This window comes from Azospirillum sp. BE72 (assembly GCF_031455875.1).
In the GTDB taxonomy this organism is placed as follows: domain Bacteria; phylum Pseudomonadota; class Alphaproteobacteria; order Azospirillales; family Azospirillaceae; genus Azospirillum.
In genome coordinates this window covers 572,573-598,564 of sequence record NZ_JAVDTO010000003.1, presented here as the reverse complement: position 1 = coordinate 598,564, position 25,992 = coordinate 572,573, and the positions used below count along the sequence as shown (strand labels likewise).

The following is a 25,992-nucleotide window of genomic DNA, read 5'->3' as shown; positions in this document are numbered from 1 at the left end:
GGCCTTCGTATCCCCCCATTCGCGGCCGTCCGGCTTTTTTTCCGGTTCCGGCCTTACCGTTCGGCCACGGCAGACGTCTGCAGGGCCGCCCCGTTCAGGAAGCGGCGCAGCGACGCCGGCTTCACCGGTTTGTAGAGCACGCCGCAGCCGCAACGCTCCGCCTCGGCCCGCACCGCTTCGGACCGGTCGGCGGTCAGCAGCAGCCCCTTGACCGGACGGCCCCACAATTCCCGCAACCGCTGCAGAACCGCAAGTCCCGTCTGCCCTCCGCCTACGTGATAATCCACGCAGACCACATCTGGAAGTGTGCCGTCGAAGGGGGCGAGCGCCGCCAGCGCGCCGGACACGTCCGACGCCGTCGCCACCCGGCAGCCCCATTGGCCGAGCAGGGCGCGCAAGCCCGCCAGGATCGGCTCCTCATTGTCGATGCACAGCACCAGAAGCCCGGCCGACAGGGCGGTGGGGACGGAGACCGGGCGGACGACCGGCGCGGCGCGCGCCTGCTCCATCGGCACCTCCACGGTGAAGCCGGTGCCGCGCCCGACCGTGGAGTGCATCGTGACCGGATGGCCGAGCAGCCGGGCGATGCGGTCGACGATGGCGAGGCCCAGCCCCAACCCCTTGTCGGTCGGGTCGCCGTTGCCGTCCTCGCCGCCCAGCCGGCGGAACTCCTCGAACACCTCGTGGTGCCTGGACTCGGGAATGCCGGGGCCGGTGTCCCACACCTCGATGCGCAGGCGGTCGCCCAGAACTGGATCGCGGCGGCGCCGGCAGCCCAGCAGGACCCGGCCCTTGGGCGTGTAGCGGATGGCGTTGGACAGGAAATTCTGCAGCACCCGGCGCAGCAGCTGCGGATCCGACCGCACCGCCGCCCCGCAGCCGACCACCTTCAGCGTCAGCCCGCGTTCCTGCGCCAGGGCGGAGAACTCCACCCCCAGCCCGCCCAGCAGTTCGTCGATGGCGAAGCTGCGCATCTGCACCCGGACATTGCCGGCATCCAGCGAGGAGATGTCGAGCAGCCCGCCCAGCAGCATCTCGGTGGAGCGCAGGGCGGCGGCGGCATTGTCGATCATGCCGCATTCGGACACCCGCTGCTCCACCGTCGGCAAGGGAACGCGGATGCTCTCCTCCAGCGCCGAGACGAACAGGCGGGCGGCGTTCAGCGGCTGCAGCAGGTCGTGGCTGGCGGCGGCGAGGAAGCGGGTCTTGCTGGCGTTGGCCGCCTCGGCCTCCGCCTTGGCCTGCTGCAGGGCGTCGGTGCGCTCCTGCACCCGGTGCTCCAGGCTTTCGTTGGCCTCGCGCAGGGCCTCCGCCGCCCGGTAGCGCTCGGTCACGTCGGTGTAGGTGGAGACGTAGCCGCCCTCCGGCAGCGGGTTGGCGACGATCTCCAGCACCGTGCCGTCGGGCCGGCGCCGCTCGTAGCGGTAGGGCCATTGCAGGCTGGCGGTGTCGCGGTTGGTCAGCAGCGCCTTCATGTCGTGGGCGCTGTATTCGCCGCGCCGCTCGTTGAAGCGGATCAGGTCGGCGAAGGGCACGCCCACCCGCACCATGTCGGCCGGCAGGTCGAGCAGTTCCAGGTAACGGTGGTTCCAGGCGGCGATGCGGTGGTCGGCGTCGATCACGCAGATGCCCTGGCCGATGTTCTCCAGCGTCGCCTGCAGCAGCTTGCGGTTGAAGCGAAGCGCCTCAGACGCCTCGTCCAGCATCGCCATGGCGTCGCCGCGCGACAATGACCGCCCCTGGAGCGAGGCCGCCATCACCACCCGCGCCGACGCCGCGCCGATGGCGCCGGCGATCAGCGTCTCTGTGAAGCGGACGGCGTCGAGGTCGGCCGGTCCCGCCTCGCCCTTGCGGCCGGCGGCATAAGCGTCGAAGGCGGCGTTGCCGCGCTCCGCCCCGACGAAGCGGATGGCAAGAGCGCGCAGGTCGGCCAGCTTGGCGAGCGCCTGGGGGGTGTCGTCGTCGTCCTGGTCGGCGGTGGCGGTGGTGTAGAAGACGGCCTGGGTGCGTTCCACCGCGCTGGGGCGGGCGAGCAGCGATCCGGCGACGAAGGCGATCAGGTTGGCGAGCAGGCTCCACAGGCTGGCGTGGGAGATGGGGTCCAGCCCCTCGATCCCGAACAGCGCCTGCGGGCGCAGCCAGCCGATGCCCCAGGGGCCGACGTCGAACAGCGCGTCGGGCACCGGGACGATGCGGGCCATCGACGGCACCAGCAGGGTGTAGACCCACAGCAGGAAGCCGGCGCCCAGCCCTGCCAGCGCCCCCACCCGGTTGGCCCGCGGCCAGTAGAGCCCGCCGAAGAAGGCCGGCCCGAACTGCGCCACCGCGACGAAGGACAGCAGGCCGATGACGGTCAGCGGATAGTCGCGGTCGACCAGCCGGTGCATCACATAGGCCAGCAGCAGGATACCCAGCACCGACAGCCGGCGCACCAGCAGCAGCGTGCCGACCATGTCGCGCCGGCCGACGCGGGCGGCGAAGCGCGGGCGGCTGAGCAGCAGCGGCATCACCACGTCGTTGCACAGCATGGTGCTGAGCGACACCGCGGCGACGATGACCATGCCGGTCGCCGCCGACAGGCCGCCGATGAAGGACAGCAGGCTGAAGCCGCTGGCTCCCGCCGCGATCGGCAGGGTGATCATGAAGGTGTCGGGGTTGATGCCGTCACCGCCATTTGAATTGGGCCCGAAGGTGATCAGGCCGGCCACTGCGATGGGGATCATCAGCGCGCTCAAGGCCACCAGATAGGTCGGATACATCCAGGCGGCGGCGCGCAGGTGGCGGGGATTGTCGTTCTCCACAGTCATCACATGGTACATCTGCGGCAGGCAGAGGAAGGCGATGATCGAGATCGCCGTGTTCGACCACCATGTCGGGTCCGAAAAGCTGGGCGACAGCAGCGGTTCCGCCTGCGGCCGGGCGATCAGGTCGGTGTAGCCGTCGAACATGCCCCAGACGATGAAGGCCGCCACCGCCAGGAAGACGGTCAGCTTCACCAGGCTTTCGAAGGCGATGGCCAGCATCAGGCCGCGGTGATGCTCGCTGGCGTTGATGTGGCGGACGCCGAACAGGATGGTGAAGACCGCCATCGACAGCGCCACCGCGAAGGCGGTGTCGCCCCAGATCGGCGGCGGCAGGGCCGCCGGCGAGGCCAGCGAGGGCGCGGTCAGCACGTCGAAGCTGGCCGCCACCGCCTTCAGCTGGAGCGCGATGTAGGGCAGCACCCCCACCAGCGCCGTCAGCGTCACCAGCGCCGCCACCGCCTGGCTCTTGCCATAGCGCGCACCGATGAAGTCGGCGATTGAGGTGACGTTCTGCGCCTTGGTGATGGCGATGATCTTGGTCAGCACCGGCCTTGCGGCCAGCAGCAGGATCATCGGCGCCAGATAGATCGGCAGGAAATCGAACCCGCTCGCCGATGCCCGGCCGACCGACCCGTAGAAGCTCCAGCTCGTGTTGTAGATGCAGAGCGTCAGCGCATAGAGAATGCCGGCCGCGCGCGGGGAGGACAGCACCAGCGTTCCGCCCGCGGTGCGCCGGTCTCCCCACCAGGCGATGGCGAACAGCACGCCCAGATAGGCCGCCGATACGGCCAGGACCAGCCAACTCTGCACGACCGACGGACCTCTCGGGAGGGATGGGAAGGGGGACGGAACGGGGAATGAGAAAGCCGGCCGACCCTATCCCAATCGCCCCGCCGGCAACAATGGCCGGCGGTCCGCGACTGGAACGATCGGGGGTCTCCGTCGGTTTACTGCGACGCCGTCGCTGGGAAAGCGTCGCGAAAAGCCCAATCTGTGGCAAGATGGCTTATCGTGAAGGAGCCCGGCCCCTGGTGCCGGACCCGGTGCGTGGCCTGAAACGGAAGACGGACACCCAACAGAATGCTGATAGACGCCTATTTGGGGTTCCGGGTCGGGGACGTGGTCCTGGATCGCGCGGAGCTTGCCGCAGGTACCGCCACCATCAAGGAGATCCACGTCGTCCCGTGCGACTGGGCGCATGGCCTGACCGGCATCGCCGTCATGGAGAATGGCGCCGAGCGCTTCATCGTCCAGCTGAAGAAGGTGCGCCCGACCGAAGAGGTCGAGACCGAAAGCAACGTCCGCCCCCTGCGCCACCGCGCGCGTTGAGCGGACATATCATGCGCTGAGAACGGCAAGGCCCGCCGCCCCGGATCGGAGCGGCGGGCCTTCGTTTTCAGGCGATGACTGCGCCGGCCGGGGAGCCGGGGCGGCGTCAGTGGCGCAGCTGGACGCGCCCCCCGCCCATGCGCGCATCGTCGACGCGGGCGATGGCGGGCAGGCCGCGCAGGAAGGCGGCGCCGGTGTCGGTCGCCTCGAACAGGACATGGCCCTGGCGGTCCTGGCCGCGGAAGCGGGCCTCGGTCGCCATGCCGGCATTGCGGACGGCGGCCGACAGCTCGGACACGGCCTTCCAGATGCGGGCACGGTGTTCGGCGGCGCTGGAACAGCCGGAGGAATCCGCGACGGCCAGCGTTACGGTAAAGGAATGAAGCTCGATCGCCATGGTGGCACCACGGAACAGGAATTGCGGGATTGAAGTACCCGGATCGTTCCGGCCATCGGCCGGATACGGCGCCGGCCCTTGGGATCGAGAAACTCAGTCGTAACGGGGAAGCTTCGACAGGACGATGTCGCTGATGAGGCCGCGGAGCTGGCTGACCGGGAGCTGTTCGACCGGCATGCGGACGGCGCGGGCGTAGGTCTCGCAAACGTGCCAGGCATGGTCGGGTTCGACCAGGATGTGCCGGGCGAGATCCTGATCGTCGGCGTTCGCCCGACCGGGGAGCGCCTTTTCACAGGCCAGAACGGTTTGCACCATGTCGCTGGCCAGACTGTGCAGATTCATGGATGGCACCTTCCCATGTTTGGGAATTGGTTGGGGGTACAAACAGATTAAACCTTCGGACCAGTTCCCACAACGGTGCCTATGACGTTCGGCTGTGACAAATGAACGTTCGTGTCACAGTGGGCGCATCGGCAAAGCTGACGGTGGCCGGCCTCTAACCTGCATCAACATAGGTCGGGGCGCTTTATTCCGCCTGTGACCGTTTCGCGGGTCAGACGCGGCAAATTCCTGCCAACTCCTGCCGCAATCCCCTCTTGCGCCGGCCGCGGTTTTCCCCATCCGGGCAAGGCGTTGCCGGCGGCTCCCGATCCCGGCGGGCCGGGACCGGGAGCCGCCTTCACCCGGCCGTCAGGCGTCCAGCACGGTCCGGCTGTTCTTCACCACCAGCGCCTGGAAATAGGGCTGCAGCTTGGCGTCGTCGAAGCCGAAGGCCTGCTGGAAGCGGATGATCAGGTCGCGTTCGCCCTGTTCCGCCTCGCCGTCGGCCATGGCGCTGTCGATCATGTTCAGCAGGATGCACAGGCGCTGCTGTTCGTTCAGCTTCGGCGCGACCTCGCCCAGGAACGTGTCGGGCGGGGTGCTGCGCGCGAATTTGAAGCAGCGGTCCAGTTCCTCCCGCGTGGCGTTGCGGCCGAGGACGGAGATCAGATGGCCCACCTCCTCCGGATCGATCTCGCCGTCCGACCCCATGCAGTAGATCAGCGAGACGACCAGCGCCCGGCGCGGGTTCAGCTCCAGCGGAGCGTTGCCCTTGAACATATCGAACAGACCCATGTTCCTAACCTCCCCAATGGTCGAGATGCCCGCGCATTTGGGCCCGTGGGGTACCCCGTGCAAGATGGGGGCGGCGGCGATTTTTCCGTGCGAGATCGGCCCATTCCGCCACCGCCGCCCGCCACCGCCGCCCGCCATCGGGGCAAACCCTGAGGCGCGCCGCCGTCGAATAGCGCGCCGGCCCGGCGGATTTCGTGATAGTTTGAACCTTAAGCATCGGTTTGGCCGCGTCGGTTCGGCTGCATCGCGCGGCGGGTCGGGGAATTCCGGGAGGATCTGTGGGACGCTTCGTCCGGGGCGCTCTGGTTGTGATGGTCGTTCTGGCCGCATTGGCCGGCAACGCGGCGCACAGGATCTATTACGACTACCAGGACACTCAGCAGCGCCGCTTCGCCATGGTCCGCGACATGGCCCGGCTGGTGGACGACCATGTCCACCGGACGGTGCGCACGGCCGACATCGCGCTCGACCAGACCGCCGCGATGGTGGCGGAGGCCGGCGGGCCGCAGAAGGTGCGCGACCTGAAGCACTGGACCCGCCTGCGCGAATACGCAGCCCATATCGAGGGCGCGGACGCGATCTGGATCTATGACGCCGACGGGCGCGCCGTCCTGGAATCGGCCAGCTTTCCCAACCGCATCGCCAGCTTCGCCGATCCGGCCGGGCTGGAGGCCCTGCGGAGCGGCATGCGCCTGCATATCGGCGCCGGGCAGCCGGGCCGCACCGGCAGCCAGCCGCTGGTCTTTCCGGTATCCCGCCCCCTGCATGACGACGAGGGGCGGTTCGTCGGCGTGGCGTCCGCCTCGATCAGGGTCGATACCCTCACCGATTTCTACAACATGCTGGGTTTCGAGTTCGACCCGCTGATCGGCGTCTACCGTCCGAACGGGGAGGTCGTCGCCCGCCGCCCGGCGACCGAAGCCTCGGTGGGCCGGTCGGTCGCCGGCGGGCTGCTGTTCCAGACCAAGCTGCGCGAGGCGCCGGAAGGACAAACTCTGTTGGCGTCGGTGCTGGACGGCGTGCTGCGCATCGCCGCCTACCGCACGATGCGCGATTACGGGCTGGTGGTGCTGACCGGCATCGACCGGACCGAGGCGATGGCCGAATGGCGCACCCGCACCCTGTACACGGTGGTGGAGACCATCGTCGGGCTGCTGGCGATCCTGGCGGCGCTGGCCTGGGGCCTGCGTTACCTGGACCGCGAGCGCAAGGCGCAGGTGGCGCTGGCCGAGGCGCGCAACGCGGTGGAGCGGACCAGCGCCGAGCGCGACGAGAGCGCCCGGCTGGCCGCAGCACTCGACCATGCCCGCGACATGGCGGAGACCGCGCGGCAGGCCGCCGAGGCCGCCAACCGCGCCAAGGGCGAATTCCTGGCCGGGCTGAGCCACGAACTGCGCACCCCGCTGAACGCGGTGATCGGCTTCGCCGACCTGATCGCGCGCGAGGCGGAAGGGCCGGTCGGCACCCCGGTCTACCGGCAATATGCCGCAAATGTTCGCGATTCCGGCCAGCATGTGCTGGAGCTGATCAACGAGATCCTCGACCATGCGCGGGCGGAAGCCGGCGCACTTCCGATCGAGGAGGGGCGTTGCGACCTGGAGGCGGCGGCCGACTTCGCCGTCCGCATGCTGACCCCGCGGGCGGAGCGTGCCGGCGTGCTGCTGTCGGCGGCGGTGGCGCCTGCGGTGCGGCACCTGCGCGGCGACGACCGGCGCATCCGCCAGATCCTGCTGAACCTGATCGCCAACGGGGTGAAATACACGCCGTCGGGCGGCTCCGTGACCCTGTCGGCTGCAGTGGATGACGGCGTTCCGGTGATCCGCGTCACCGACACCGGCCTCGGCATCCCCGCCGAGGATGTCGACCGCGTGCTGGAGCCTTTCGCCCGCGTGGACAGCGCCGCCAACCGCGGCATCGAGGGCGCCGGGCTGGGACTGCCGCTGACCAAGCGGCTGGTGGAACTGCATGGCGGCACCCTGGCGCTGCGCAGCACGCTTGGCGTCGGAACCACGGTGACGGTGCGCCTGCCCGCTGCCCGGATGTTGCCGCCGGAACCCCGGCAGGAACTCCGGCAGGCACCCCGGGCGGCGCCTGCTCCTGCCACGATTCCTGCCGCCACGGCTCCTGCTCTGGAGCCGGCCCCGGCCCCGGCCCCGGCCGTGCAGCCGCTGTCGGTCCTGCTGGTGGACGACGACCCGACCGTGCGCGACATGGTGGCCGGGCTGCTGCGCGGCTGGGGGCACCGCGTGATCGCGGCGGCCAATGCCAACGAGGCGCTGGTGATCCTGGACGGGTCGGAGCCGCTGGACCTGATGCTGAGCGACGTGGTCATGCCGCCGGGCATGGACGGTACGGAGCTGGCGCGGCAGGCCGCCCGCATGCGCCCCGGCCTGCCGGTGCTGCTGGCCTCCGGTTTCGCCGCGCATGCCGTCGGCAACCCCGCCGCCTTCGGACCGGAAGTGGCGATGATCGCCAAGCCCTTCTCCATCGACGAACTGCGCCAGCAGCTGGCCCGCATCACCGGAGCGCGCGGGGCGGCGGTGCCTGCGCCTTCCTCCGTCCCGGCGTCTCCCCTGGTTTCCGTGCCGGCTCCTGCCGCACCCCGGCCGGCCGGGCCGCCGCGCCTGCTGATCGCCGAGGATCTGTCGATCAACCGCGAACTGCTGGCGGCCCTGTTCCGCGACAGCGGCTATGGCATCGATCTGGTTGCCGACGGTGCCGAGGCGGTGGAGGCGGTGCGGGCCGGCGACTATGATCTGGTGCTGATGGACGTGCAGATGCCGGGCATGGACGGGCTGGCGGCCAGCCGGGCCATCCGCGCGATGCCGCCGTCCCGCGGCGATGTGCCGATCCTGGCGCTGACCGCCGGCTCATCAGAAGAGGAACGGCGCCAGTGCCGCGAGGCCGGCATGAACGGGCACATCGGCAAGCCCTATGACCGCGAGATCCTGCTGCGTCAGGTCGCCCGCACCCTTGCATCCGGCCGCAGCCGCACGGGCGTCGCGTAAACGGTCGTGGACAGCCCTCAGGGCTGCTCGAACACCCGCGGGAAATGGGCGAGGCGGCGGCCGAACAGGCTTTGCGGCGTGGCCTCTCCCGACGTGGAGGTCTGGACCTGGGTCATCGCGGCAGGCATCACCGCGGGCATCGCCGGGGTGGCGGGCAGGGCGCGCGCGGAGGTCGGGCGGGACCGGCGTTCGGACTTCTCGGGCGGGGCGTAGAAATGAAGGGTCAGCTGGCCGTCGGCTTCCGCCGCATAGGGCAAGCCGGGAGCCGTCCGGCGTTCGGTGCCGGGAAGCACATACTGCTCGCCTTGGTCGGTGCGTTCGATATGCGGCATGACCGGTATCCTGTCTCCACCGCACCGATCCTGCCGTTCCCGCCCTTCCGGGTCAAGGCCGCGCTGCTGAACGAAGGGTTTATCCGTTCGCGTCGTGTTCCTGCCCCCGATTCTCCGCCCGGTCGAACGGGCCGGCGGCCCGCTTACGGGGTCAGCAGGCCGGCCACCAGCAGGTAGGACAGGGCGGCGACGATGCCGGAGGCGGGAATCGTCAGCACCCAGGCCCAGACGATTCGGCCCGCCAAGCCCCAGCGCACCGCCGAGGTGCGGCGGGCGGAGCCGACGCCGACGATGGCGCCGGTGATGGTGTGGGTGGTCGAAACCGGAATGCCCAGCCACGTCGCGCCGAACAGCGTGATGGCGCCCGCGGTCTCGGCGCAGAAGCCCTGATAGGGCTTCAGGTCGGTGATGCGCGAGCCCATGGTGCGGACGATGCGCCAGCCGCCCATCATCGTGCCCAGCCCCATCGCCGCCTGGCAGGTGATGATGACCCAGAAGGGGACGTAGAAGGTATCGCCCAGCATGCCCTGGCTGAACAGCAGGACGGCGATGATGCCCATCGTCTTCTGCGCGTCGTTGCCGCCGTGGCCCAGGCTGTAGAGGGCGGCGGAGACGAGCTGGAGGTGGCGGAACTGCCGGTCGACCGTGAAGGGGGCGGAGCGGCGCAGCACCCAGGACACCACCAGCATCAGCAGCAGCGCCAGCAGCAGGCCGATGCCCGGCGACAGCACGATGGCGACCGCCGTCTTGGTGAAGCCGCTGGCGATGATGGCGCTGAACCCGGCCTTGGCGATGCCGGCCCCGGCGATGCCGCCGACCAGCGCATGGGACGACGAGGACGGCAGCCCGAGATACCAGGTGATCAGGTTCCAGCCGATAGCGCCGATCAGCGCCGCCAGGATCACCGCCGGGTCCATCACCAGCGGATCGACCAGACCGGTGCCGATGGTGGTGGCGACATGCAGGCCGAAGAACAGGAAGGCGATGAAGTTGAAGAAAGCCGCCCACAGCACGGCCAGCTTGGGCGACAGCACGCGGGTCGACACCACGGTGGCGATGGAGTTCGCCGCGTCGTGCAGGCCGTTGATGAAGTCGAAGGCGAGCGCCACGAAGACGATGAAGATGATCGCCGGCAGTGCGAGCTGGAGGGCCTCCATTGCCGCCGCCTCAGACCTGATCGAGCGTGATGCCCGCGACCAGGTCGCCGACGTCGTCGCACCGGTCGGTCACCGCCTCCAGCATCTCGTACAGCTCGCGCCGGCCGAGGAAGGCGATCATGTCCGGCTTCTCCGCGATCAGCGACTGCAGGGCGCTGCGCAGCACGTCGTCGGCCTCGTCCTCCAGGTCGGACATGCGGCCGCAGAGATGGTCGATGCGTTCCGCGTTGCGGGCGATGGCGCCCAGCAGCGGCATCAGCTCCACCATCACGTCGGCCTGCTGGCGGATCAGGACGACGAAGCGGCGCATCGGCTCGTCGAACGTCTCGATGCCGTAGAGGCCGGCATGGCGCGGAACCTCGTCCATCAGGTCGATGGCGTCGTCCAGCGCGTTGATCAGCGACAGGATGTCCGAGCGGTCGAAGGGGGTGATGAAGGCGCGGTGCAGGTCGCGCCCGGCATCCTTGGCGATGCGGTCGGCGTCCTTTTCCACCCGCTTCAGCGCCGCGATCTTCTGTGCCCGCTCCTCCGGACCCGCGTCCATCACCGCTTCCAGCGCGGCGGCTGCGGCCACGATGTGGCGGGCCTGCTCGACGAACTGGTCGACGAAGCGTTCCTCCTTCGGCATCAGCGAACGGAAAGCGCGCAGCAGCATGGGACGGTGACTCGCGGTAACTGGAGTGATTTTGCGCTGCTCTTAGCACGCTTCGCCGCCCAGTGCAGCGGCGGCATGTCATGTAACAGTCATGAAACAGTCATTTGGTAGCAAAATCGCCACAGGTTGCGGCCTCTGCGTACTTTCCAGGCGCTGGACGGAATGATCCGGGTCGGCCGTGCCGGATCGGGCGGGGCTATGGAAAGGCGCATGCCGCCTCCCCAAATGACCGTCACGCCCCTTCAAGACCGCAGGTTTGCCCGCATGACGTGCCCATCCAGTTCCATCCGCCGCCTTGCCGTGCCGGCCCTGGCGGTCCTGCTGCTTTCGGCCGCCCCGCTGCAGGCGCAGACGGCGTCGCCGGAGGACCCCGCCGGCCGCTGCAGCCCGACCGTCTCGGCCGCGCTCAGCACCTGGGATGCCGGTCTGGCGACGGCGGAGCGGTTCGGGGACAAGGCGGTGGCGCTGGCGCGCGAGAAGGGGCGGGAGTATCTGCTGCCGCTCCTGGGCATCGACCCGAAGACGGCGCCGCCCGACGCCAGGAACGGCGGGACGACTGACGATGTCGGCCGCGCGCTGGAGGAAAGCCGCGACGATCCCAAGCGGCGCGCCGAACTCTGCGCCGCCATCACCCGCGCCGCCGACGAGGCCAAATCCTCCGCCGGTGCCGGGCTGGACGCGCTGAGACGCGCGCTCGACGGCTGGCAGCTGTCGCCGGGCCCGGTCAATCCGCCGGCGGAGCCGTCAAAAACGGACGGGCTGATCCGCACCTGAGGGGATGGGAAGAGGCTGGAGTCCCTCTTTCCGCAGAGAAATCGTATTTGGGCTTTGTTCGTCGTGTAAAGCCCTTCTCCCCTTGCGGGAGAAGGGTTGGGATGAGGGGTGCGGCGGCCGCAAGGCCGGTGGAAGTCTGGATTTGCGACCCCTCACCCCAACCCGCGGGTCGGCAAAACGCCGTTGGCGTTTGGCCGATCCCGCCCCGCAAGGGGAGAGGGGCTTTCAAGATACGTCAGCCCTTACAGCCAGTCGGGCACCCGCTCGGCCGCCAGCATCTCCTCCACCGTCGGGCGGGGGCGGATGACGGAGAAGCGGTCGCCGTTGACCAGAACCTCCGGCACCAGCGGCCGGGTGTTGTAGGTCGATGCCATCACCGCGCCATAGGCGCCGGCCGACAGGAAGGCGACGAGGTCGTCGTCGGCCAGCGGCGGCAGCGGGCGTTGCACGGCGAAGGTGTCGCCGCTCTCGCACACCGGGCCGACCACGTCGTAGGGCTCCGCCGCGACGCCGTCGGCCGGCTCGGCGACCGGGACGATGCCGTGATAGGCGTCGTACAGCGACGGGCGGATCAGGTCGTTCATCGCCGCGTCGACGATGGCGAAGCGGCGGTGCAGACCCTGCTTCACATAGATGACGCGGCTGACCAGGATGCCGGCGTTGCCGACCAGCGAGCGGCCCGGCTCCAGCGTGATGCGGCAGCCGAGATTGCCGGTGATGGAGCGCACCATCGCGGCATAGTCGGCCAGATCGGGCGGCGCCTCGTTCCTGTAGGTGATGCCCAGCCCGCCGCCGAGGTCGAGGCGCTGGATGTCGTGGCCGTCCTCGCGCAGCTGGTGCAGCAGGGCCGCCACCCGCTCGTAGGCCGCCCGGAATGGGGCGAGGTCGGTCAGCTGCGAGCCGATATGGACCGCGATGGCGACCGGCTTGATGCCCGGCAGGGTCGCCGCGCGCTGATAAATCTCGCGCGCGTGGTCGTAGTCGATGCCGAACTTGTTCTCTTTCTTGCCGGTGGCGATCTTGGCGTGGGTCTTGGCGTCGACGTCCGGGTTGACGCGGAAGGCGATGGGGGCCTCCACGCCCATGGATGAGGCAACCTCGCTCAGCGCCTCCAGCTCCGGCACCGATTCGACGTTGATCTGGTGGATGCCGGCCTCCAGCGCGGCGCGCAGGTCGTCGCGGGTCTTGCCGACGCCGGAGAAGACGATGCGCTCGGCCGGAATGCCGCCGGCCAGCGCCCGCTTCATCTCGCCCACCGACACCACGTCGCCGCCGGCTCCGAGCCGGGACAGGGTGCGGATGACGGCGAGGTTGGAGTTGGCCTTCAGCGCATAGCAGACGCCGGCATCCTGGCCGGCGAAGGCGCCGGCATAGGCGTTGTAGTGCGATTCCAGCGCCGCGGTGGAATAGAGGTAGAAGGGCGTCCACACCTCCCGCGCCACATCCTCCAGCGACACGGACTCGGCGTGCAGCACGCCGTTGCGGTAGGCGAAGACACTCATGGGAGAACCGTTGGGGGAACTGTAGGCGGGCGAACCGGGGCGGGCGGCGTTCATGGGAACTGGACTCCGGAACCGGCCGGCTTACCGGGCTTCGGGTCCAGCGAGGGGTTGGGATAGGTGCGCGGGAAGGGATCGACCTGACCTTCCGGACGCGGGCTGTCGACGATGCTGGGCTTCTTGCCGCAGCCGGACAGAGCCAGCACGCCGGCCAGGGCGAGGACGGTCAGGGTGACGGGCCGGGGAAGATGGCGGTTCACAGGAAACGCTCCCGGGCGGCCTTCACCGCCTCCTGCACGCGGACCGGGGCCGGGCCGCCGAAGCTGGTGCGGCTGTTCAGCGACGCCTCGATGCTCAGCGCCGGATAGACCGCCTCGGTGATGCGCGGCTCGATGGCTTGAAGCTCTTCAAGCGTCAGGTCGGTCAGGCCGACGCGGCGGTCCTCCGCCGCCTTCACGGCGCGGCCGGTGACGTGGTGCGCCTCGCGGAAGGGCATGTCCAGTTCCCGCACCAGCCAGTCGGCGAGGTCGGTGGCGTTCAGGAAGCCGCGGTCGGCCGCCTCGCGCATCGCCGGGACGTTGGGCTGCATGTCGCGCACCATGCCTTCCATGGCGGCGATGCAGAGCGCCAGCGTGTCGTCGGCCTCGAACACCGGTTCCTTGTCTTCCTGCATGTCCTTGGAATAGGCCAGCGGCAGGCCCTTCATGGCGATCAGCAGGCTGTTCAGGCTGCCGATCACCCGGCCGGCCTTGGCGCGCACCAGCTCCGCCGCGTCGGGGTTCTTCTTCTGCGGCATGATGGACGAGCCGGTGGTGAAGGCGTCCGACAGCTTGATGAAGCGGAACTGGGCCGAGCACCAGATCACGATCTCTTCGGCGAAGCGCGACAGGTGCATGGCGCAGATCGACGCCGCCGACAGGTATTCCAGGGCGAAGTCGCGATCGGACACCGCGTCCAGCGAATTGGCGGTCGGCCGGTTGAAGCCCAGCGCCTCCGCCGTCATGAAGCGGTCGATGGGATAGGGGGTGCCGGCCAGCGCCGCCGAGCCCAGTGGGCATTCGTTCAGCCGGCAGCGGGCGTCGCGGAAGCGGCTGCGGTCGCGCCCGAACATCTCGACATAGGCCAGCAGATGGTGGGCGAAGCTGATGGGCTGCGCCGCCTGCAGGTGGGTGAAGCCGGGCATCACCGTGCCGGTGTGCTGCTCCGCCAGGTCGATCAGGGCGGCCTGCAGAGCGGTCAGGCCGGCGATGGTCCGGTCGATGGCGTCGCGCACCCACAGCTTGAAGTCGGTCGCCACCTGATCGTTGCGCGAGCGGCCGGTGTGAAGGCGCTTGGCCGGTTCGCCGATCAGCTCGGCCAGCCGGGCCTCCACATTCATGTGGATGTCCTCCAGCTCCACCTTGAAGGTGAAGCTGCCGGCGTCAATCTCTGCCTTTACGCGGTCGAGGCCGTCGATGATGGCGTCGGCGTCGGCCTGGGATATGATGCCCTGCTTGGCCAGCATCGCGGCATGGGCCTTCGACCCGGCGATGTCCTGGTCGGCGAGCCGCTTGTCGAAGCCGATGGAGGCGTTGATCTTCTCCATGATGGCGGCGGGACCGCGCGCGAATCGCCCGCCCCACATCTGGCTGGCGGCGGGTGCGGCAGAGCCCGTGGGGGCGGCGGAGTTCGGCGGGGTCTGATCGGCGCTCATGGGGACGGATACCGGGGCATTCGGGTGAAGGGGAGCGAGGAAGCGTGAGTATGCGGACTTTGGCGGTTGTCGCAACGGTTTGTGTGTGCATGGCCGGGGCCGGCCTGTGGTGGAGCGCCGGTGCTGCGCCCACTCCACCGGAGGTGCTGCGGCTGGGCGCGGCGGACGCCCCGTCAGGCGCCACTCCGGTTGCCTCCACCGGGGTCGACAAGTTGGAGAAGTTCAAGGGGGCCGAGCCCAAGCCGATGCCGCCGCTGTCCTTCATCGACGCGGAGGGGAGGCGGGTCGATCTCGCCGACTTCAAGGACCGGGTGATCCTGCTGAACCTGTGGGCGACCTGGTGCGGGCCTTGCGTGAAGGAGATGCCATCGCTCGACCGGCTGCAGGCCCAGCTGGGCGGCGACGCCTTCCAAGTGGTGGCGCTGTCGCTCGACCGCGGCGGGCGGGCGGCGGTGGAGCCCTTCTACAAGAAGACGGGGGTGCAGAACCTGACGGTGTTCCTTGACCCGGCGTCGGATTCGATGAAGGCGCTGTCCCTGCGCGGCCTGCCCACCACCATCCTGGTCGATCCGGAAGGCCGCGAGCTTGGCCGCGTCGAGGGGGCGGTGGAATGGGATGCCCCGGAAGTCGTCACCTTCCTGCGCCAATTCCTGGGCCGCGGCGGCGGGCCGGCGCGCGACCGCAGCGGGGTCATGAAGACCGGCGGCTGACAGCTGGCGGCTGACGGCCTTGGCGCCATGGGGTAGAGTGCCGCGATAACCTTTCGCCTCTCCCGAGCCTCCCCCATGACGCAATCCGCCGCTTCTGGCCCCAAGCGCTTCACCATCGGTGCCGGCATCGTGATGATGCGGCAGGGCGAACGCGCCGACCGGGCGTGGCTGATCGAATCAGGCGAGCTGGAAGTGCTGCTGACCACACCGGACGGCGGCACCCGGCGGCTGGGGGTGGTCGGCAAGGGCGCCGTGGTCGGCGAGATGGCGCTGATCGACGACGGCGAGCGCAGCGCCACCGTGCGCTCGCTGACCGAGGTCGTTTGCGTCGAAGTGACGCGGGACGCCTTCCGCGGCCTGCTGAAGCGCAGCCCGCCGCTGGCGTCGTACCTGCTGCAGAGCCTGATCGCCGCCATCCGCCGCGACTATGGCCTGCCGCCGACCGAGCGGTTCGGCAACGCGGTGGATTTCCGCTCCACCAATTCGTTCCAGAAGGTGGTCGACCGCCGGATGATCCGCGAGGGGCATGTCTTCTTCGGCCCCAACGAGCCGGTGAACGCCGCCTACCTGATCCAGTCCGGCCGCGTGGCGCTCCGCCCCGGTCGCGGCACGCTGGGCGAGGACATCACGACCTTCGGGCCGGGCAGCCTGTTCGGCGAGATCTATCTGCTGACCGCCCGTCAGCCCGACGTCACCGCGGTGGCGGTCGCCGGCGGCATCTGCGAGGTGATCGACAAGCGCAGCTTCGAGGATGCGGTGACGGCGATGCCGCCGATTTTGAAGTCGCTGACGCGGATCTACATCGCGCAGCTGACCAAGGCGAAGGCGGGATAAGTTTGATCGCATGTCCCCGGAGCGGTAACCCTCTCCCCCCCGGGGAGAGGGCTGGGTGAGGGGGACGCGCAGCGAGGATCATCAAGCATCGCGCACTCCCGATTTCTCATAAAATCCACCCCGCGCATCCCCCTCACCCTAACCCTCTCCCCGGGGGGGGAGAGGGAATCTCCCGCACCTCCAGCCCGCGCATGACCAGTGTCCAAACCGCCTCGAACGCCGCGGCGGTGTCGGGGGAGGCCCATTCGGCGGCGTGGGCGGGGTTGTGGAAGCGGGCGGTCGCGTCGAGCAGGGCGCGGGCGACCGTGGCGGCGTCGCCGGGGGCGAAGCTGCCGTCGGCCATGCCGTCGGCGACGATGCGGGCGATCTGGCCGCAGAGATGCGCCACATGCTCCGCCACCACCTCGCGGGCTTCGGCGGCAAGCGTCATGTAGGTGGCGAACAGTTCAGGATCGTCGCCGGCCTTGCGGTGCTTGGCCCGGATCAGCGCGTCGAACCAGCGGCGCAGGCGGGCGGGCGCCGGTCCGCTCTCCCCGGCGATGACCGCCAGCGGGTCGGAGACGCGGGCGAGCCAGCGCTCCGTCACCGTGTCGCGGAGCGCCGCCTTGCTGGGGAAATGGCGGTAGACGCTGCCGTGGCTGACGCCCAGCGCGCGGGCGACGTCCACCACCGTGGCCTTGGCGGGACCGTAGCGGCGCAAGACCTCCTCCGCCGCCTCCAGGATGCGGTCCGGGGTCAGCGCCGCCTCAGCCATTGGACTGTGCCTCAGCGCCGCTCGCTGTCGAGCATCGCCATCTGTTGCGGGGCGTAGCGGTCGCCGGCCGCCGCACCGGGCGGCACCGCCCGTTCGATCGCGGCGAGGTCATCGGGGGTGAGGTCAAATTCCAGGGCTCCCAGCGCTTCGGTCAGCCGGTCGCGCCGCCGCGCGCCGACCAGCGGCACAATATCCGAACCGCGCGACAGCACCCAAGCAATCGCGATCTGCGCAACGCTGACACCCTTTGCCGCGGCGACCCGGCGCAGTTCCTCGACCAGAGCCAGATTGTGGTCCAGGTTCTCCCCCTGGAAGCGCGGGCTGTGGGCGCGGAAGTCGCTGCCGGTGTTGGCGCTGTCCCCGGCTCTGTCCTTGCTCCAATGGCCGCTGATCAGGCCGCGCGACAGCACCCCATAGGCGGTGATGCCGATGCCGAGCTCGCGGCAGGCCGGCAGGATGGCGTCCTCGATCCCGCGGGAGATCAGCGCATATTCGATCTGCAGGTCGCAGATCGGGTGGACGGCGGCGGCGCGGCGGATGGTGTCGGCCCCCATCTCCGACAGGCCAATGTGGCGGACATAGCCGGCCTTCACCATGTCGGCGACGGCGCCGATGGTGTCCTCGATCGGCACGTTCGGGTCGAGGCGCGACGGGCGGTAGATGTCGATGTGATCCAGCCCAAGCCGGCGCAGCGTGTGGGCCAGGAAGTTCTTCACCGCCGCCGGCCGCGCATCGTAGCCGAGCCAGCTGCCGTCCGGCGCGCGCAGGGCGCCGAACTTCACGCTGACCTGGAAGCGGTCGCGGGGGATGCCGCGCAGCGCCTCGCCGATCAGCATCTCGTTGTGGCCCATGCCGTAGAAGTCGCCGGTGTCGAGCAGCGTCACCCCGGCGTCGAGCGCCGCATGGATGGTGGCGATCCCTTCCGCCCGGTCGGCGGGGCCGTACATGTCGGACATGCCCATGCAGCCGAGGCCGAGGGCGGAAACGGTGGGGCCGGATGTGCCGAGTGTGCGCGTGTCCATGTGTCCCTCCATCGATGCGTGATGGAGGGGTTATCGGCTATCGACTGACAGATGTCAATATCTGTCAGTCGAACTTTGACAGAGATCATCTGCGGTCGATGACGATCACCCGGAAGTCGTTGACGTTGGTCCGCGTCGGGCCGGTGACGACCAGATCGCCCAGCGCCTTGAAGAAGCTGTAGCCGTCGTTGTCGGCGAGGAATGCCTTGGCGTCCAGGCCCATGGCTTCCGCCCGTTTCAGCGTGTCGGGGCGCAGGATGGCGCCGGCATTGTCCTCCGTCCCGTCGATGCCGTCGGTGTCGAAGGCGGCGGCCCAAATGCCGGGATGGCCGTCCAGCGCCACCGCCAGCGCCAGCAGGAATTCGACGTTGCGGCCGCCGCGGCCCTGGCCGCGCACCGTCACCGTGGTCTCGCCGCCGGACAGGATCACCGCCGGGACCGGCGCCGGCTGGCCGTGGCGGGCGGCCTGACGGGCGATGCCGGCATGGACCTTGGCGACCTCGCGCGCCTCACCCTCGATGGCGTCGCCCAGGATGACGGGGGTATAGCCGCGGTCGCGGGCAAGATCCGCCGCGGCCTTCAGCGCGTCCTGCGGGGTTGCGATGATGGTGGTCTCGGCGCCCGACAGCCGCGGGTCGCCGGGCTTGGGCGTTTCGTCCTCGGCGGCCTCCAGGAAGGCGGCCACGGCGGGCGGCGGGGTGATGCCGTATTTCGCCAGGATGGCGCGGGCGTCGGCGAAGCTGGTGGGATCGGGCACGGTCGGGCCGCTGGCGATCACCGAAGGGTCGTCGCCCGGCACGTCGGAGACCAGCAGCGAGACGACGCGCGCGGGATGGGCCATAGCCGCCAGACGGCCGCCCTTCACCGCCGACAGATGCTTGCGCACGCAGTTCATCTCGCCGATGTCGGCGCCGCTCTTCAGCAGCGCCTTGGCGACGGCGCGCTTGTCGTCCAGCGTGATGCCGGGCGCCGGCAGGGCCAGCAGGGCGGAGCCGCCGCCGGAGATCAGGCAGAGCACGAGGTCGTCGGCGGTCAGCCCCCGCACCATCTCGACGATGCGGCGCGCCGCCTGCTGCCCGGCGGCGTCCGGCACCGGGTGGCTGGCCTGCACCACCTCGATCCGCTCGGTCGGCAGGTCATGGCCGTAGCGGGTGACGACGAGGCCGGTCAGCGGCCCCGGCCAGTGGTCTTCCACCGTCTTCGCCATGGCCGCCGCCGCCTTGCCGGCACCGATGACAACCGTGCGGCCCTTCGGCGGCTGCGGCAGGGCCGCCGGCAGCCGGGTCTCGGCGGTCACCGCGGTGAGGGCCGCCTGGAACAGGTCGTGGAGCAGGGCGTCTGTGGTCATGGCGGTGCTCATGGTCGCGTCGGGAGCGGGGCGGGTAGAATGCACGGGAATGCGGGATGGGGAAATGGGGCGGGTGGGGTGGGGGTGGTTAGGTATCGGCTGACGATGCCCCCACCCTGACCCTCCCCCGCTGGGCGGGGGAGGGGATTGGACGCTTGTCGGCGTTCAGCGGCAGTCCCTCCCCCGCCCAGCGGGGGAGGTTAGGTGGGGGCAATCGAAGCCGACACCTATACGAAGCTCACCTCACTTCGACCCAACCTCATGCCCGGCCAGAAGCTCCAGCGCGCGCAGCATGCCGGAGTGATCCCAGGCGGCCCCACCCTGCGCGGCGCAGGCGTTGAACAGCTGCTGACAGCTGGCAGTGTGCGGCAGCGACAGGTTCAGCGCCTTCGCGCCGCTCAGCGCCAGGTTCAGGTCCTTCTGGTGCAGCTCGATGCGGAAGCCGGGGGTGAAGTTGCGGTTGATCATCCGCTCGCCATGGACCTCCAGGATGCGGGAGGAGGCGAAGCCGCCCATCAGCGCCTGACGGACCTTGGCCGGATCGGCGCCGGCCTTGGAGGCGAACAGCAGGGCCTCGGCCACCGCCTCGATGGTGAGCGCGACGATGATCTGGTTGGCGACCTTGGTGGTCTGGCCGTCGCCGTTGCCGCCGACCAGCGTGACGTTCTTGCCCATCTTGTCGAACAGCGGCTTGACCGTGTCGAAGGCCTCCTGCGGGCCGCCGACCATGATGGTCAGCGAGGCGGCCTTGGCCCCGACCTCGCCGCCGGACACCGGTGCGTCGAGGTAGGAGCAGCCGAGATCGTTGATGCGCTTGGCGTATTCCTTGGTCTCGATGGGAGAGATCGAGGACATGTCCACCACGATCTTGCCCGACGACAGGCCGGCGGCGACGCCGTTCTCGCCGAACAGGGCGGCGCCGACATGGGGCGTGTCGGGCACCATGGTGATGATGACCTCGGCCGCCGCCGCCACCTCCCGCCCGCTGGGGCAGGGAATGGCGCCCTTGGACGTCAGGTCGGCCGGCACCGGCTTGATGTCATGGACGTAGAGCGTGTGACCGGCGTCCAGCAGATGCCCCGCCATCGGGGTGCCCATGATGCCGAGACCGATGAATCCGACCTTCATTGTACTGGTCCTTTCTCGCGTGATGGTGGGGACGCCTCAGGCGTGCGCCGGTTCCGTCTTGTAGGGCGCGAACCAGCCGAGCCCCTCGTCCGTCGTCGTCTTCGGCTTGTATTCGCAGCCGACCCAGCCGCTGTAGCCGATGGCGTCCAGATGCTTGAACAGGAAGGGATAATTGATCTCGCCGGTGCCCGGTTCGAAGCGGCCGGGGTTGTCGGCCAGCTGGACATGGGCGATGCGGGCGAGGTTGGCCTCGATGGTGCGGGCCAGATCGCCTTCCATGATCTGCATGTGGTAGATGTCGTACTGCACGTAAAGATTGCCGGAGCCGACCTTGGCGATCAGGTCCAGCGCCTGTTTGGTGCGGTTCAGGTAGAAGCCGGGGATGTCGCGGGTGTTGATCGGCTCGATCAGCAGCTTGATGCCCGTGCCGGCCAGCGCGTCGGCGGCATAGGCGAGGTTGCCGGTCAGCGTGCTTTCCGCCGCGGCGGCGTCGCCGTCCTGCGGCAGGATGCCGACGAGGCAGTTGACCTGTTTGCAGCCCAGCGTGCCGGCATAGTCGATGGCGCGGGCGACGCCGTCGCGGAACTCCTGCACGCGGTCGGGCATGATGGCGATGCCGCGCTCGCCGCCGCCCCAATTGCCGGCGGGCAGATTGTGCAGGACCTGGGTCAGGCCATGTTGGCGCAGCTTCTCGGCCAGCGCGTCGGCGGGGAAATCGTAGGGGAACAGATACTCCACGCCACGGAAGCCGGCATCGGCCGCCGCGGCGAATCGGTCGAGGAAGGGATGCTCGTTGTAGAGCATCGTCAGGTTGGCGGCGAACTGCACCATGGCCGAACTCCCGGTTGCGCGAATTGGCCGCCGCGGATGGAGGGGCGGCCCATGGGTCGGGAGCTTGACCGCCGCGCAGCGCCTTGAGCCAGTTCGTCGGACGGCTTTTTCATCCAGCGGAAAGCGGGGTGGGCGAACAATGCGGAAGAGCGCGCATGGGTCGTTGCGGAACCATGTTGACGCATACGTCACCCTGAACTAGGCTCCGCAGCACGGATCATCCGTATCCCCAGCGCCACCAGAAGCGCCGTCTTCAAAAGCCGGAGGAACCACCCAGTGAGCCAGCCCGTGACCATGCCCGGCTCCCAGCCCTACCCCCATCTGCTGGCCCCGCTCGACCTCGGCTTCACGGTGCTGAAGAACCGGGTGCTGATGGGGTCGATGCACACCGGGCTGGAGGACCGGCGCCGCCATTTCCCGCGGCTGGCCGCCTATTTCGCCGAGCGGGCGCGCGGCGGGGTTGGGCTGATGGTGACCGGCGGCTTCTCGCCGAATGTGGAGGGGTGGCTGTCGCCCTTCGGCTCCACACTGGCGCGGCATGGGGCGGCGCGGTCGCACCGGGTCATCACCGACGCGGTCCATGCCGAAGGCGGCAAGATCGCGCTGCAGATCCTGCATGCCGGCCGCTATGCCTACAGCCCGCTGTCGGTGGCGCCGTCGCGCATCAAGTCGCCGATCACGCCCTTCACCCCGCGCGCCCTGACCGCGCGGGGGGTGGAGCGCCAGATCCGCGCCTATGTCCGTTGCGCCGAGCTGGCGCGCGAGGCCGGCTATGACGGGGTGGAGGTGATGGGGTCGGAAGGCTACCTCATCAACCAGTTCCTGGTGACCCACACCAACCAGCGCACCGACAAATGGGGCGGTTCCTACGAGAACCGCATGCGTTTCCCGGTGGAGATCGTGTCGCGCATGCGCGAGGCGGTCGGGCGCGACTTCATCATCATCTACCGCCTGTCGATGCTCGACCTGATCCCCGACGGCAGCACCTGGGAGGAGGTGGTGCAGCTTGCCCAGGCCATCGAGCAGGCCGGTGCCACCATCATCAACACCGGCATCGGCTGGCACGAGGCGCGGGTGCCGACCATCGCCACCAGCGTACCGCGCGCCAATTTCGCCTGGGTGACGGGAATGCTGAAGCAGGCGGTGTCGATCCCGCTCTGCACCACCAACCGCATCAACACGCCCGAGGTCGGCGACGCGGTGATCGGCGAGCGGCTGGCCGACATGGTGTCGATGGCGCGGCCGTTCCTGGCCGATCCGAACTTCGTCGCCAAGGCGGCGGCGGGCAGGCCGGAGGCGATCAACACCTGCATCGCCTGCAACCAGGCCTGCCTGGACCACATCTTCTCCGGCAAGACGGCCAGCTGTCTGGTCAACCCGCGCGCCTGCCACGAGACGGAACTGGTGATCGCCCCTGCCAAGCAGCGCAAGCGCGTCGCCGTGGTCGGCGCCGGCCCGGCCGGGCTGGCCTGCGCCACGACGGCGGCGGAGCGCGGGCACGAGGTCCATCTGTTCGACGGAGCGGACGAGATCGGCGGCCAGTTCAACTTGGCCAAGCTGATCCCCGGCAAGGAGGAATTCCACGAGACGGTGCGCTATTTCCGCAACCGGCTGGCGGAGACCGGGGTGGCGCTGCATCTGGGCCGGCGGGTGAGCGCCGACGACCTGACGGGCGCCGGCTTCGACGCGGTGGTTCTGGCGACCGGGGTGGTGCCGCGCGACCCGAAGATCCCCGGCCAGGACCATCCGAAGGTGCTGACCTATGTCGACGTGCTGCGCGGCGCGAAGCCGGTGGGCCGGCGGGTCGCCGTGGTCGGAGCGGGCGGCATCGGCTTCGACGTCAGCGAATTCCTGGCGCATGAGGGGCCGTCGCCCAGTCTGGAGCCGGCGCTGTGGCGTGTCGAATGGGGCGTTGCCGATCCGGCCGAGGCGCGCGGCGGCGTCGCCGGCATCCGCCCGCACCTGACGCCCCCGGCGCGGGAGATCGTCCTGCTCCAGCGCAAGGCGAGCAAGCCCGGCGCCGGTCTCGGCAAGACCACCGGCTGGATCCACCGCGCCCAGTTGAAGATGAAGAACATCCAGGCGTTGTCCGGGGTGAATTACGAACGTATCGACGACGAGGGGCTGACCATCAGCTTCGGTGAGAAGCGCGAGCGGGTGCAGACACTGGCCGTCGACAGCATCGTGCTGTGCACGGGCCAGGAGCCGCTGCGCGAGTTGCAGGCGCCGTTGGCGGCCGCCGGCCTTGCCGTCCACCTGATCGGCGGCGCCGACGTCGCGGCGGAACTGGACGCCAAGCGCGCCATCGCCCAGGGAACCAAGCTGGCGGCTGAACTATAGGGGGCCGGTCCTCGCCCTTTCCTCCACAGCCATGACGGGAGTGCGGGCGCCTTTGTCACACCCGTGCGCGACGGGGGATGAGCGAAATTGCTTGCCGCCCTAGCTGATATATTAGTATTCTGGTGGCAGTCGTTCCTGAGGAGGCTGGACGCCATGCCATCGGGCAACCCGCCGGCCAAAACCGGTTCCACCGCTGCCACCCGTTCGGCCAAGCCGGGCAAGGCCGCCCCCCTGCAGATCCGCCCGCCGGCCCGGCGCGACGTGCGGCGCGGCCCGACGGCTGCCGACGCCATCCATCGCGATTTGCGGGCGGAGATCGTGTCGCTGAGGCGCAAGCCGGGCGACCCGATCGCCGAGAAGCAGATCGCCGAAGCCTATGGCGTCAGCCGCACGCCGGTGCGCGAGGCAGTGCTGAGGTTGGCGGACGAGGGGCTGATCGAGATCTTCCCGCAATCCGGCACTTTCGTCGCCCGCATCCCGCTGGAGGCGCTGCCGGAAGCCGGCGTGATCCGCAAGGTGCTGGAGCGCGCCACCGTGCGTTTCGCCGCGGAGCGTGCCAGCCGCAGCCAGATCGCGGCCCTGCGCGCCTGCCTGGAACAGCAGCGCGAGGTCGACGCGGCCGGCGACGCCAACGGCTTCCATCAGGCCGACGAAACCTTCCACGCCCTGATCACCGAAATGGCGGGCTATCCCGGATTCTGGACGATCATCCAGCAGGCCAAGGTCCAGCTCGACCGCTGCCGGCGGCTGACCCTGCCGGTTCCCGGCCGGATGCGCACGGTGATCGCCGAACATGAGGCCATCGTCGAGGCCATTGCCGCCCACGACCCGGACCGGGCCGAACGGAGCCTGATCCTGCATCTGGACAACCTGCAGATCACGGTGGACGACGTGCGCAATGCCGCACCGCTCTATTTCTCCGGCAACCTGACCGACGCAGTCATGGAAGGAGCGCACTGATGGCCGCCCCGATCACCCCTTCGGTTGCACCCGGCCGCCGCCGCATCGGCGTGATCGGCCTCGGCATGGCCTCGGCGCCCCATGCGCAGAGCCTGATCGACCTTCGGGACCGGGTGGAGGTGGCGGGCTGCTTCAGCCCGTCGGCCGAGCGCCGCGCCGCCTTCGCCGCCCGTCACGGCCTGCCAACGGTCGACCGGATGGAGGCCTTGCTTGAGGATCCGACGCTGTCGGCCGTCCTGCTGCTGACCCCGCCCGACAGCCATGCCGAACTGGTCGCCCGCTGTGCCGCCGCCGGCAAGCATGTGCTGCTGGAAAAGCCGCTGGACGCCACGCCGGAGGGCGCGCGCGCCGTGGTTTCGGCGATGGAGGCGGCCGGGCTGACGCTGGGCGTCGTCCTGCAGCACCGGTTCCGCGCCTCGGTGGAGCGGCTGGCCGGGCTGATGCGCGACGGCACGCTGGGCCGGCCGCTGTCGGCGGCTGTGTCGGTGCGCTGGTGGCGCGACGCCGCCTATTACGCCCAGCCCGGCCGCGGCATGAAGGCGCGCGACGGCGGCGGGGTGCTGCTGACCCAGGCGATCCATACGCTGGACGCCTTCGTCGGCCTGCTCGGCCTGCCTGAGCGGGTCGCCGGCTTCGCTGCCACCAGCGTGCTTCGCCGGATGGATACGGAAGACGTGGTCGCCGCCGCCCTCAGCTACGGCAATGGGATGCTGGCCACCATCGACGCCACCACCGCCGCTTACCCCGGCTATCCGGAGCGGATCGAGATCGCCGGAACCGGCGGGTCGGCCGTGCTGTCCGGCGACCGGCTGGAGGTGCGGCTGGTCGGCGGCGAGCGCATCTCCGCCGGCCAGGACGGCGCCACGCTGGGCGGCGGCGCCGACCCGATGGCTTTCTCGCACCAGCATCACCGGGCCGTGCTGTCCGACTTCCTGGATGCGCTCGACGAGGGGCGCCGGCCGCGGGTGGACGGGCGGGAGGCGCTGAAGGTGCACCGCCTGATCGACGCGATCCTGGACGCCGCCGCCGGCGGCACAACCGTGGAGGTGGCCGAACCCTGACCCCGCAACCCGAACTCCCTCCGCCGGGCCGCGCGGTGTGCGGCCTTGCGGAAACCACCACTTTGGCGTAAAGCGCCAGCACCAGGCCGGGCCCCTCTGGCAACCTCACCGGTTGCGATGTCGGACTGGGAACACCAAGGAGCGGCCCGCGCCCCGTGCCCCCGACCGACGCCTTCCGTCGATGCTTCGGCATGACCCGGCCGGTCCGAACAGCCCTCGCGCGGTCTCTCCGCCCACATT

Annotated in this window: 23 protein-coding genes; 8 read left to right on the top strand and 15 right to left on the bottom strand. The window is 69.6% G+C overall.

Annotated elements, in window-relative coordinates; translation table 11 throughout:
• Positions 1–53 precede the first annotated feature (53 nt).
• Positions 54–3,614: a PAS domain-containing hybrid sensor histidine kinase/response regulator gene (locus J2Y49_RS14340; protein ID WP_310115512.1), complete on the bottom strand. Its 3,561-nt coding sequence runs from the start codon at positions 3,612–3,614 to the stop codon at positions 54–56.
• 270 nt (positions 3,615–3,884) lie between these two features.
• Between J2Y49_RS14340 and J2Y49_RS14335 the strand changes: the two genes are divergently transcribed.
• The gene (locus J2Y49_RS14335; RefSeq protein WP_111070105.1) at positions 3,885–4,133 is read left to right on the top strand and encodes a hypothetical protein; all 249 of its coding nucleotides are present in this window, start codon (positions 3,885–3,887) and stop codon (positions 4,131–4,133) included.
• A 106-nt stretch (positions 4,134–4,239) separates the two neighbouring features.
• Here the strand turns inward: J2Y49_RS14335 and J2Y49_RS14330 are convergent, their stop codons facing one another.
• The 3 genes from J2Y49_RS14330 to J2Y49_RS14320 form a co-directional block, all read right to left on the bottom strand.
• The gene (locus tag J2Y49_RS14330) at positions 4,240–4,530 is read right to left on the bottom strand and encodes a hypothetical protein (RefSeq protein WP_194914648.1); all 291 of its coding nucleotides are present in this window, start codon (positions 4,528–4,530) and stop codon (positions 4,240–4,242) included.
• 93 nt (positions 4,531–4,623) lie between these two features.
• Positions 4,624–4,872, bottom strand: a complete 249-nt coding sequence (locus tag J2Y49_RS14325) for a hypothetical protein (protein WP_014189456.1) — start codon at positions 4,870–4,872, stop codon at positions 4,624–4,626.
• Positions 4,873–5,220: 348 nt separating this feature from the next.
• Positions 5,221–5,646 (bottom strand): TerB family tellurite resistance protein, encoded by a 426-nt coding sequence (locus tag J2Y49_RS14320; protein ID WP_310115511.1) that lies wholly within the window; start codon positions 5,644–5,646, stop codon positions 5,221–5,223.
• 278 nt (positions 5,647–5,924) lie between these two features.
• Here J2Y49_RS14320 and J2Y49_RS14315 point away from each other — a divergent pair, with 278 nt between their 5' ends.
• Positions 5,925–8,654, top strand: a complete 2,730-nt coding sequence (locus J2Y49_RS14315) for a response regulator (protein ID WP_310115510.1) — start codon at positions 5,925–5,927, stop codon at positions 8,652–8,654.
• Between the two features lie 17 nt (positions 8,655–8,671).
• On the opposite strand, the gene J2Y49_RS14310 is transcribed toward J2Y49_RS14315, so the two are convergent.
• The 3 genes from J2Y49_RS14310 to J2Y49_RS14300 all read right to left on the bottom strand — a co-directional run bounded on the left by J2Y49_RS14310 (position 8,672) and on the right by J2Y49_RS14300 (position 10,798).
• Positions 8,672–8,986, bottom strand: a complete 315-nt coding sequence (locus tag J2Y49_RS14310) for a hypothetical protein (RefSeq protein WP_310115509.1) — start codon at positions 8,984–8,986, stop codon at positions 8,672–8,674.
• 143 nt (positions 8,987–9,129) lie between these two features.
• On the bottom strand, positions 9,130–10,143 hold the full coding sequence (locus J2Y49_RS14305; RefSeq protein WP_310115508.1) for an inorganic phosphate transporter: 1,014 nt from the start codon (positions 10,141–10,143) through the stop codon (positions 9,130–9,132).
• A 10-nt stretch (positions 10,144–10,153) separates the two neighbouring features.
• Positions 10,154–10,798 (bottom strand): DUF47 domain-containing protein, encoded by a 645-nt coding sequence (locus J2Y49_RS14300; protein WP_108548800.1) that lies wholly within the window; start codon positions 10,796–10,798, stop codon positions 10,154–10,156.
• A 264-nt stretch (positions 10,799–11,062) separates the two neighbouring features.
• Between J2Y49_RS14300 and J2Y49_RS14295 the strand changes: the two genes are divergently transcribed.
• Positions 11,063–11,572: a hypothetical protein gene (locus tag J2Y49_RS14295; protein WP_310115507.1), complete on the top strand. Its 510-nt coding sequence runs from the start codon at positions 11,063–11,065 to the stop codon at positions 11,570–11,572.
• Between the two features lie 242 nt (positions 11,573–11,814).
• On the opposite strand, the gene lysA is transcribed toward J2Y49_RS14295, so the two are convergent.
• From lysA to argH, 3 genes are read right to left on the bottom strand one after another with little or no spacing between them, the layout of a single operon-like run.
• The gene (gene lysA, locus J2Y49_RS14290) at positions 11,815–13,074 is read right to left on the bottom strand and encodes a diaminopimelate decarboxylase (protein ID WP_310115530.1); all 1,260 of its coding nucleotides are present in this window, start codon (positions 13,072–13,074) and stop codon (positions 11,815–11,817) included.
• Between the two features lie 50 nt (positions 13,075–13,124).
• Positions 13,125–13,331, bottom strand: coding sequence for a hypothetical protein (locus J2Y49_RS14285; protein WP_310115506.1), 207 nt, complete (start codon positions 13,329–13,331; stop codon positions 13,125–13,127).
• Positions 13,328–14,764, bottom strand: a complete 1,437-nt coding sequence (gene argH, locus J2Y49_RS14280; RefSeq protein ID WP_310115505.1) for an argininosuccinate lyase — start codon at positions 14,762–14,764, stop codon at positions 13,328–13,330. The genes J2Y49_RS14285 and argH overlap by 4 nt, the downstream gene beginning before the upstream one ends.
• Before the next feature lie 89 nt (positions 14,765–14,853).
• On the opposite strand from argH, the gene J2Y49_RS14275 reads away from it, so the two are divergent.
• Complete coding sequence (locus J2Y49_RS14275) at positions 14,854–15,474, top strand: TlpA disulfide reductase family protein (RefSeq protein WP_310115504.1); 621 nt, start codon at positions 14,854–14,856, stop codon at positions 15,472–15,474.
• A gap of 75 nt (positions 15,475–15,549) precedes the next feature.
• Positions 15,550–16,308 (top strand): cyclic nucleotide-binding domain-containing protein, encoded by a 759-nt coding sequence (locus tag J2Y49_RS14270; protein ID WP_310115503.1) that lies wholly within the window; start codon positions 15,550–15,552, stop codon positions 16,306–16,308.
• A gap of 133 nt (positions 16,309–16,441) precedes the next feature.
• On the opposite strand, the gene J2Y49_RS14265 is transcribed toward J2Y49_RS14270, so the two are convergent.
• The 5 genes from J2Y49_RS14265 to hyi all read right to left on the bottom strand — a co-directional run bounded on the left by J2Y49_RS14265 (position 16,442) and on the right by hyi (position 21,391).
• Positions 16,442–17,062 carry a TetR family transcriptional regulator gene (locus J2Y49_RS14265; RefSeq protein ID WP_310115502.1) on the bottom strand — a complete coding sequence of 207 codons (621 nt, stop codon included), beginning with the start codon at positions 17,060–17,062 and terminating at the stop codon, positions 16,442–16,444.
• Positions 17,063–17,073: 11 nt separating this feature from the next.
• Positions 17,074–18,084, bottom strand: coding sequence for an aldo/keto reductase (locus J2Y49_RS14260; protein ID WP_310115501.1), 1,011 nt, complete (start codon positions 18,082–18,084; stop codon positions 17,074–17,076).
• An 85-nt stretch (positions 18,085–18,169) separates the two neighbouring features.
• Entirely contained in the window at positions 18,170–19,432 is a 1,263-nt protein-coding gene (locus J2Y49_RS14255) for a glycerate kinase (protein WP_310115500.1), read from the bottom strand.
• Positions 19,433–19,675: 243 nt separating this feature from the next.
• A complete protein-coding gene (gene glxR, locus J2Y49_RS14250; RefSeq protein ID WP_310115499.1) occupies positions 19,676–20,560 on the bottom strand; it encodes a 2-hydroxy-3-oxopropionate reductase in 885 nt (294 codons plus the stop codon).
• Positions 20,561–20,596: 36 nt separating this feature from the next.
• Complete coding sequence (gene hyi / locus J2Y49_RS14245) at positions 20,597–21,391, bottom strand: hydroxypyruvate isomerase (protein ID WP_310115498.1); 795 nt, start codon at positions 21,389–21,391, stop codon at positions 20,597–20,599.
• A 276-nt stretch (positions 21,392–21,667) separates the two neighbouring features.
• Between hyi and J2Y49_RS14240 the strand changes: the two genes are divergently transcribed.
• The 3 genes from J2Y49_RS14240 to J2Y49_RS14230 all read left to right on the top strand — a co-directional run bounded on the left by J2Y49_RS14240 (position 21,668) and on the right by J2Y49_RS14230 (position 25,752).
• Complete coding sequence (locus tag J2Y49_RS14240; RefSeq protein WP_310115497.1) at positions 21,668–23,731, top strand: NADPH-dependent 2,4-dienoyl-CoA reductase; 2,064 nt, start codon at positions 21,668–21,670, stop codon at positions 23,729–23,731.
• Between the two features lie 153 nt (positions 23,732–23,884).
• A complete protein-coding gene (locus J2Y49_RS14235; protein ID WP_310115496.1) occupies positions 23,885–24,691 on the top strand; it encodes a GntR family transcriptional regulator in 807 nt (268 codons plus the stop codon).
• Entirely contained in the window at positions 24,691–25,752 is a 1,062-nt protein-coding gene (locus J2Y49_RS14230; RefSeq protein WP_310115495.1) for a Gfo/Idh/MocA family oxidoreductase, read from the top strand. Before J2Y49_RS14235 ends, J2Y49_RS14230 begins: the two co-directional genes overlap by 1 nt.
• The last annotated feature ends 240 nt before the right edge of the window (positions 25,753–25,992 follow it).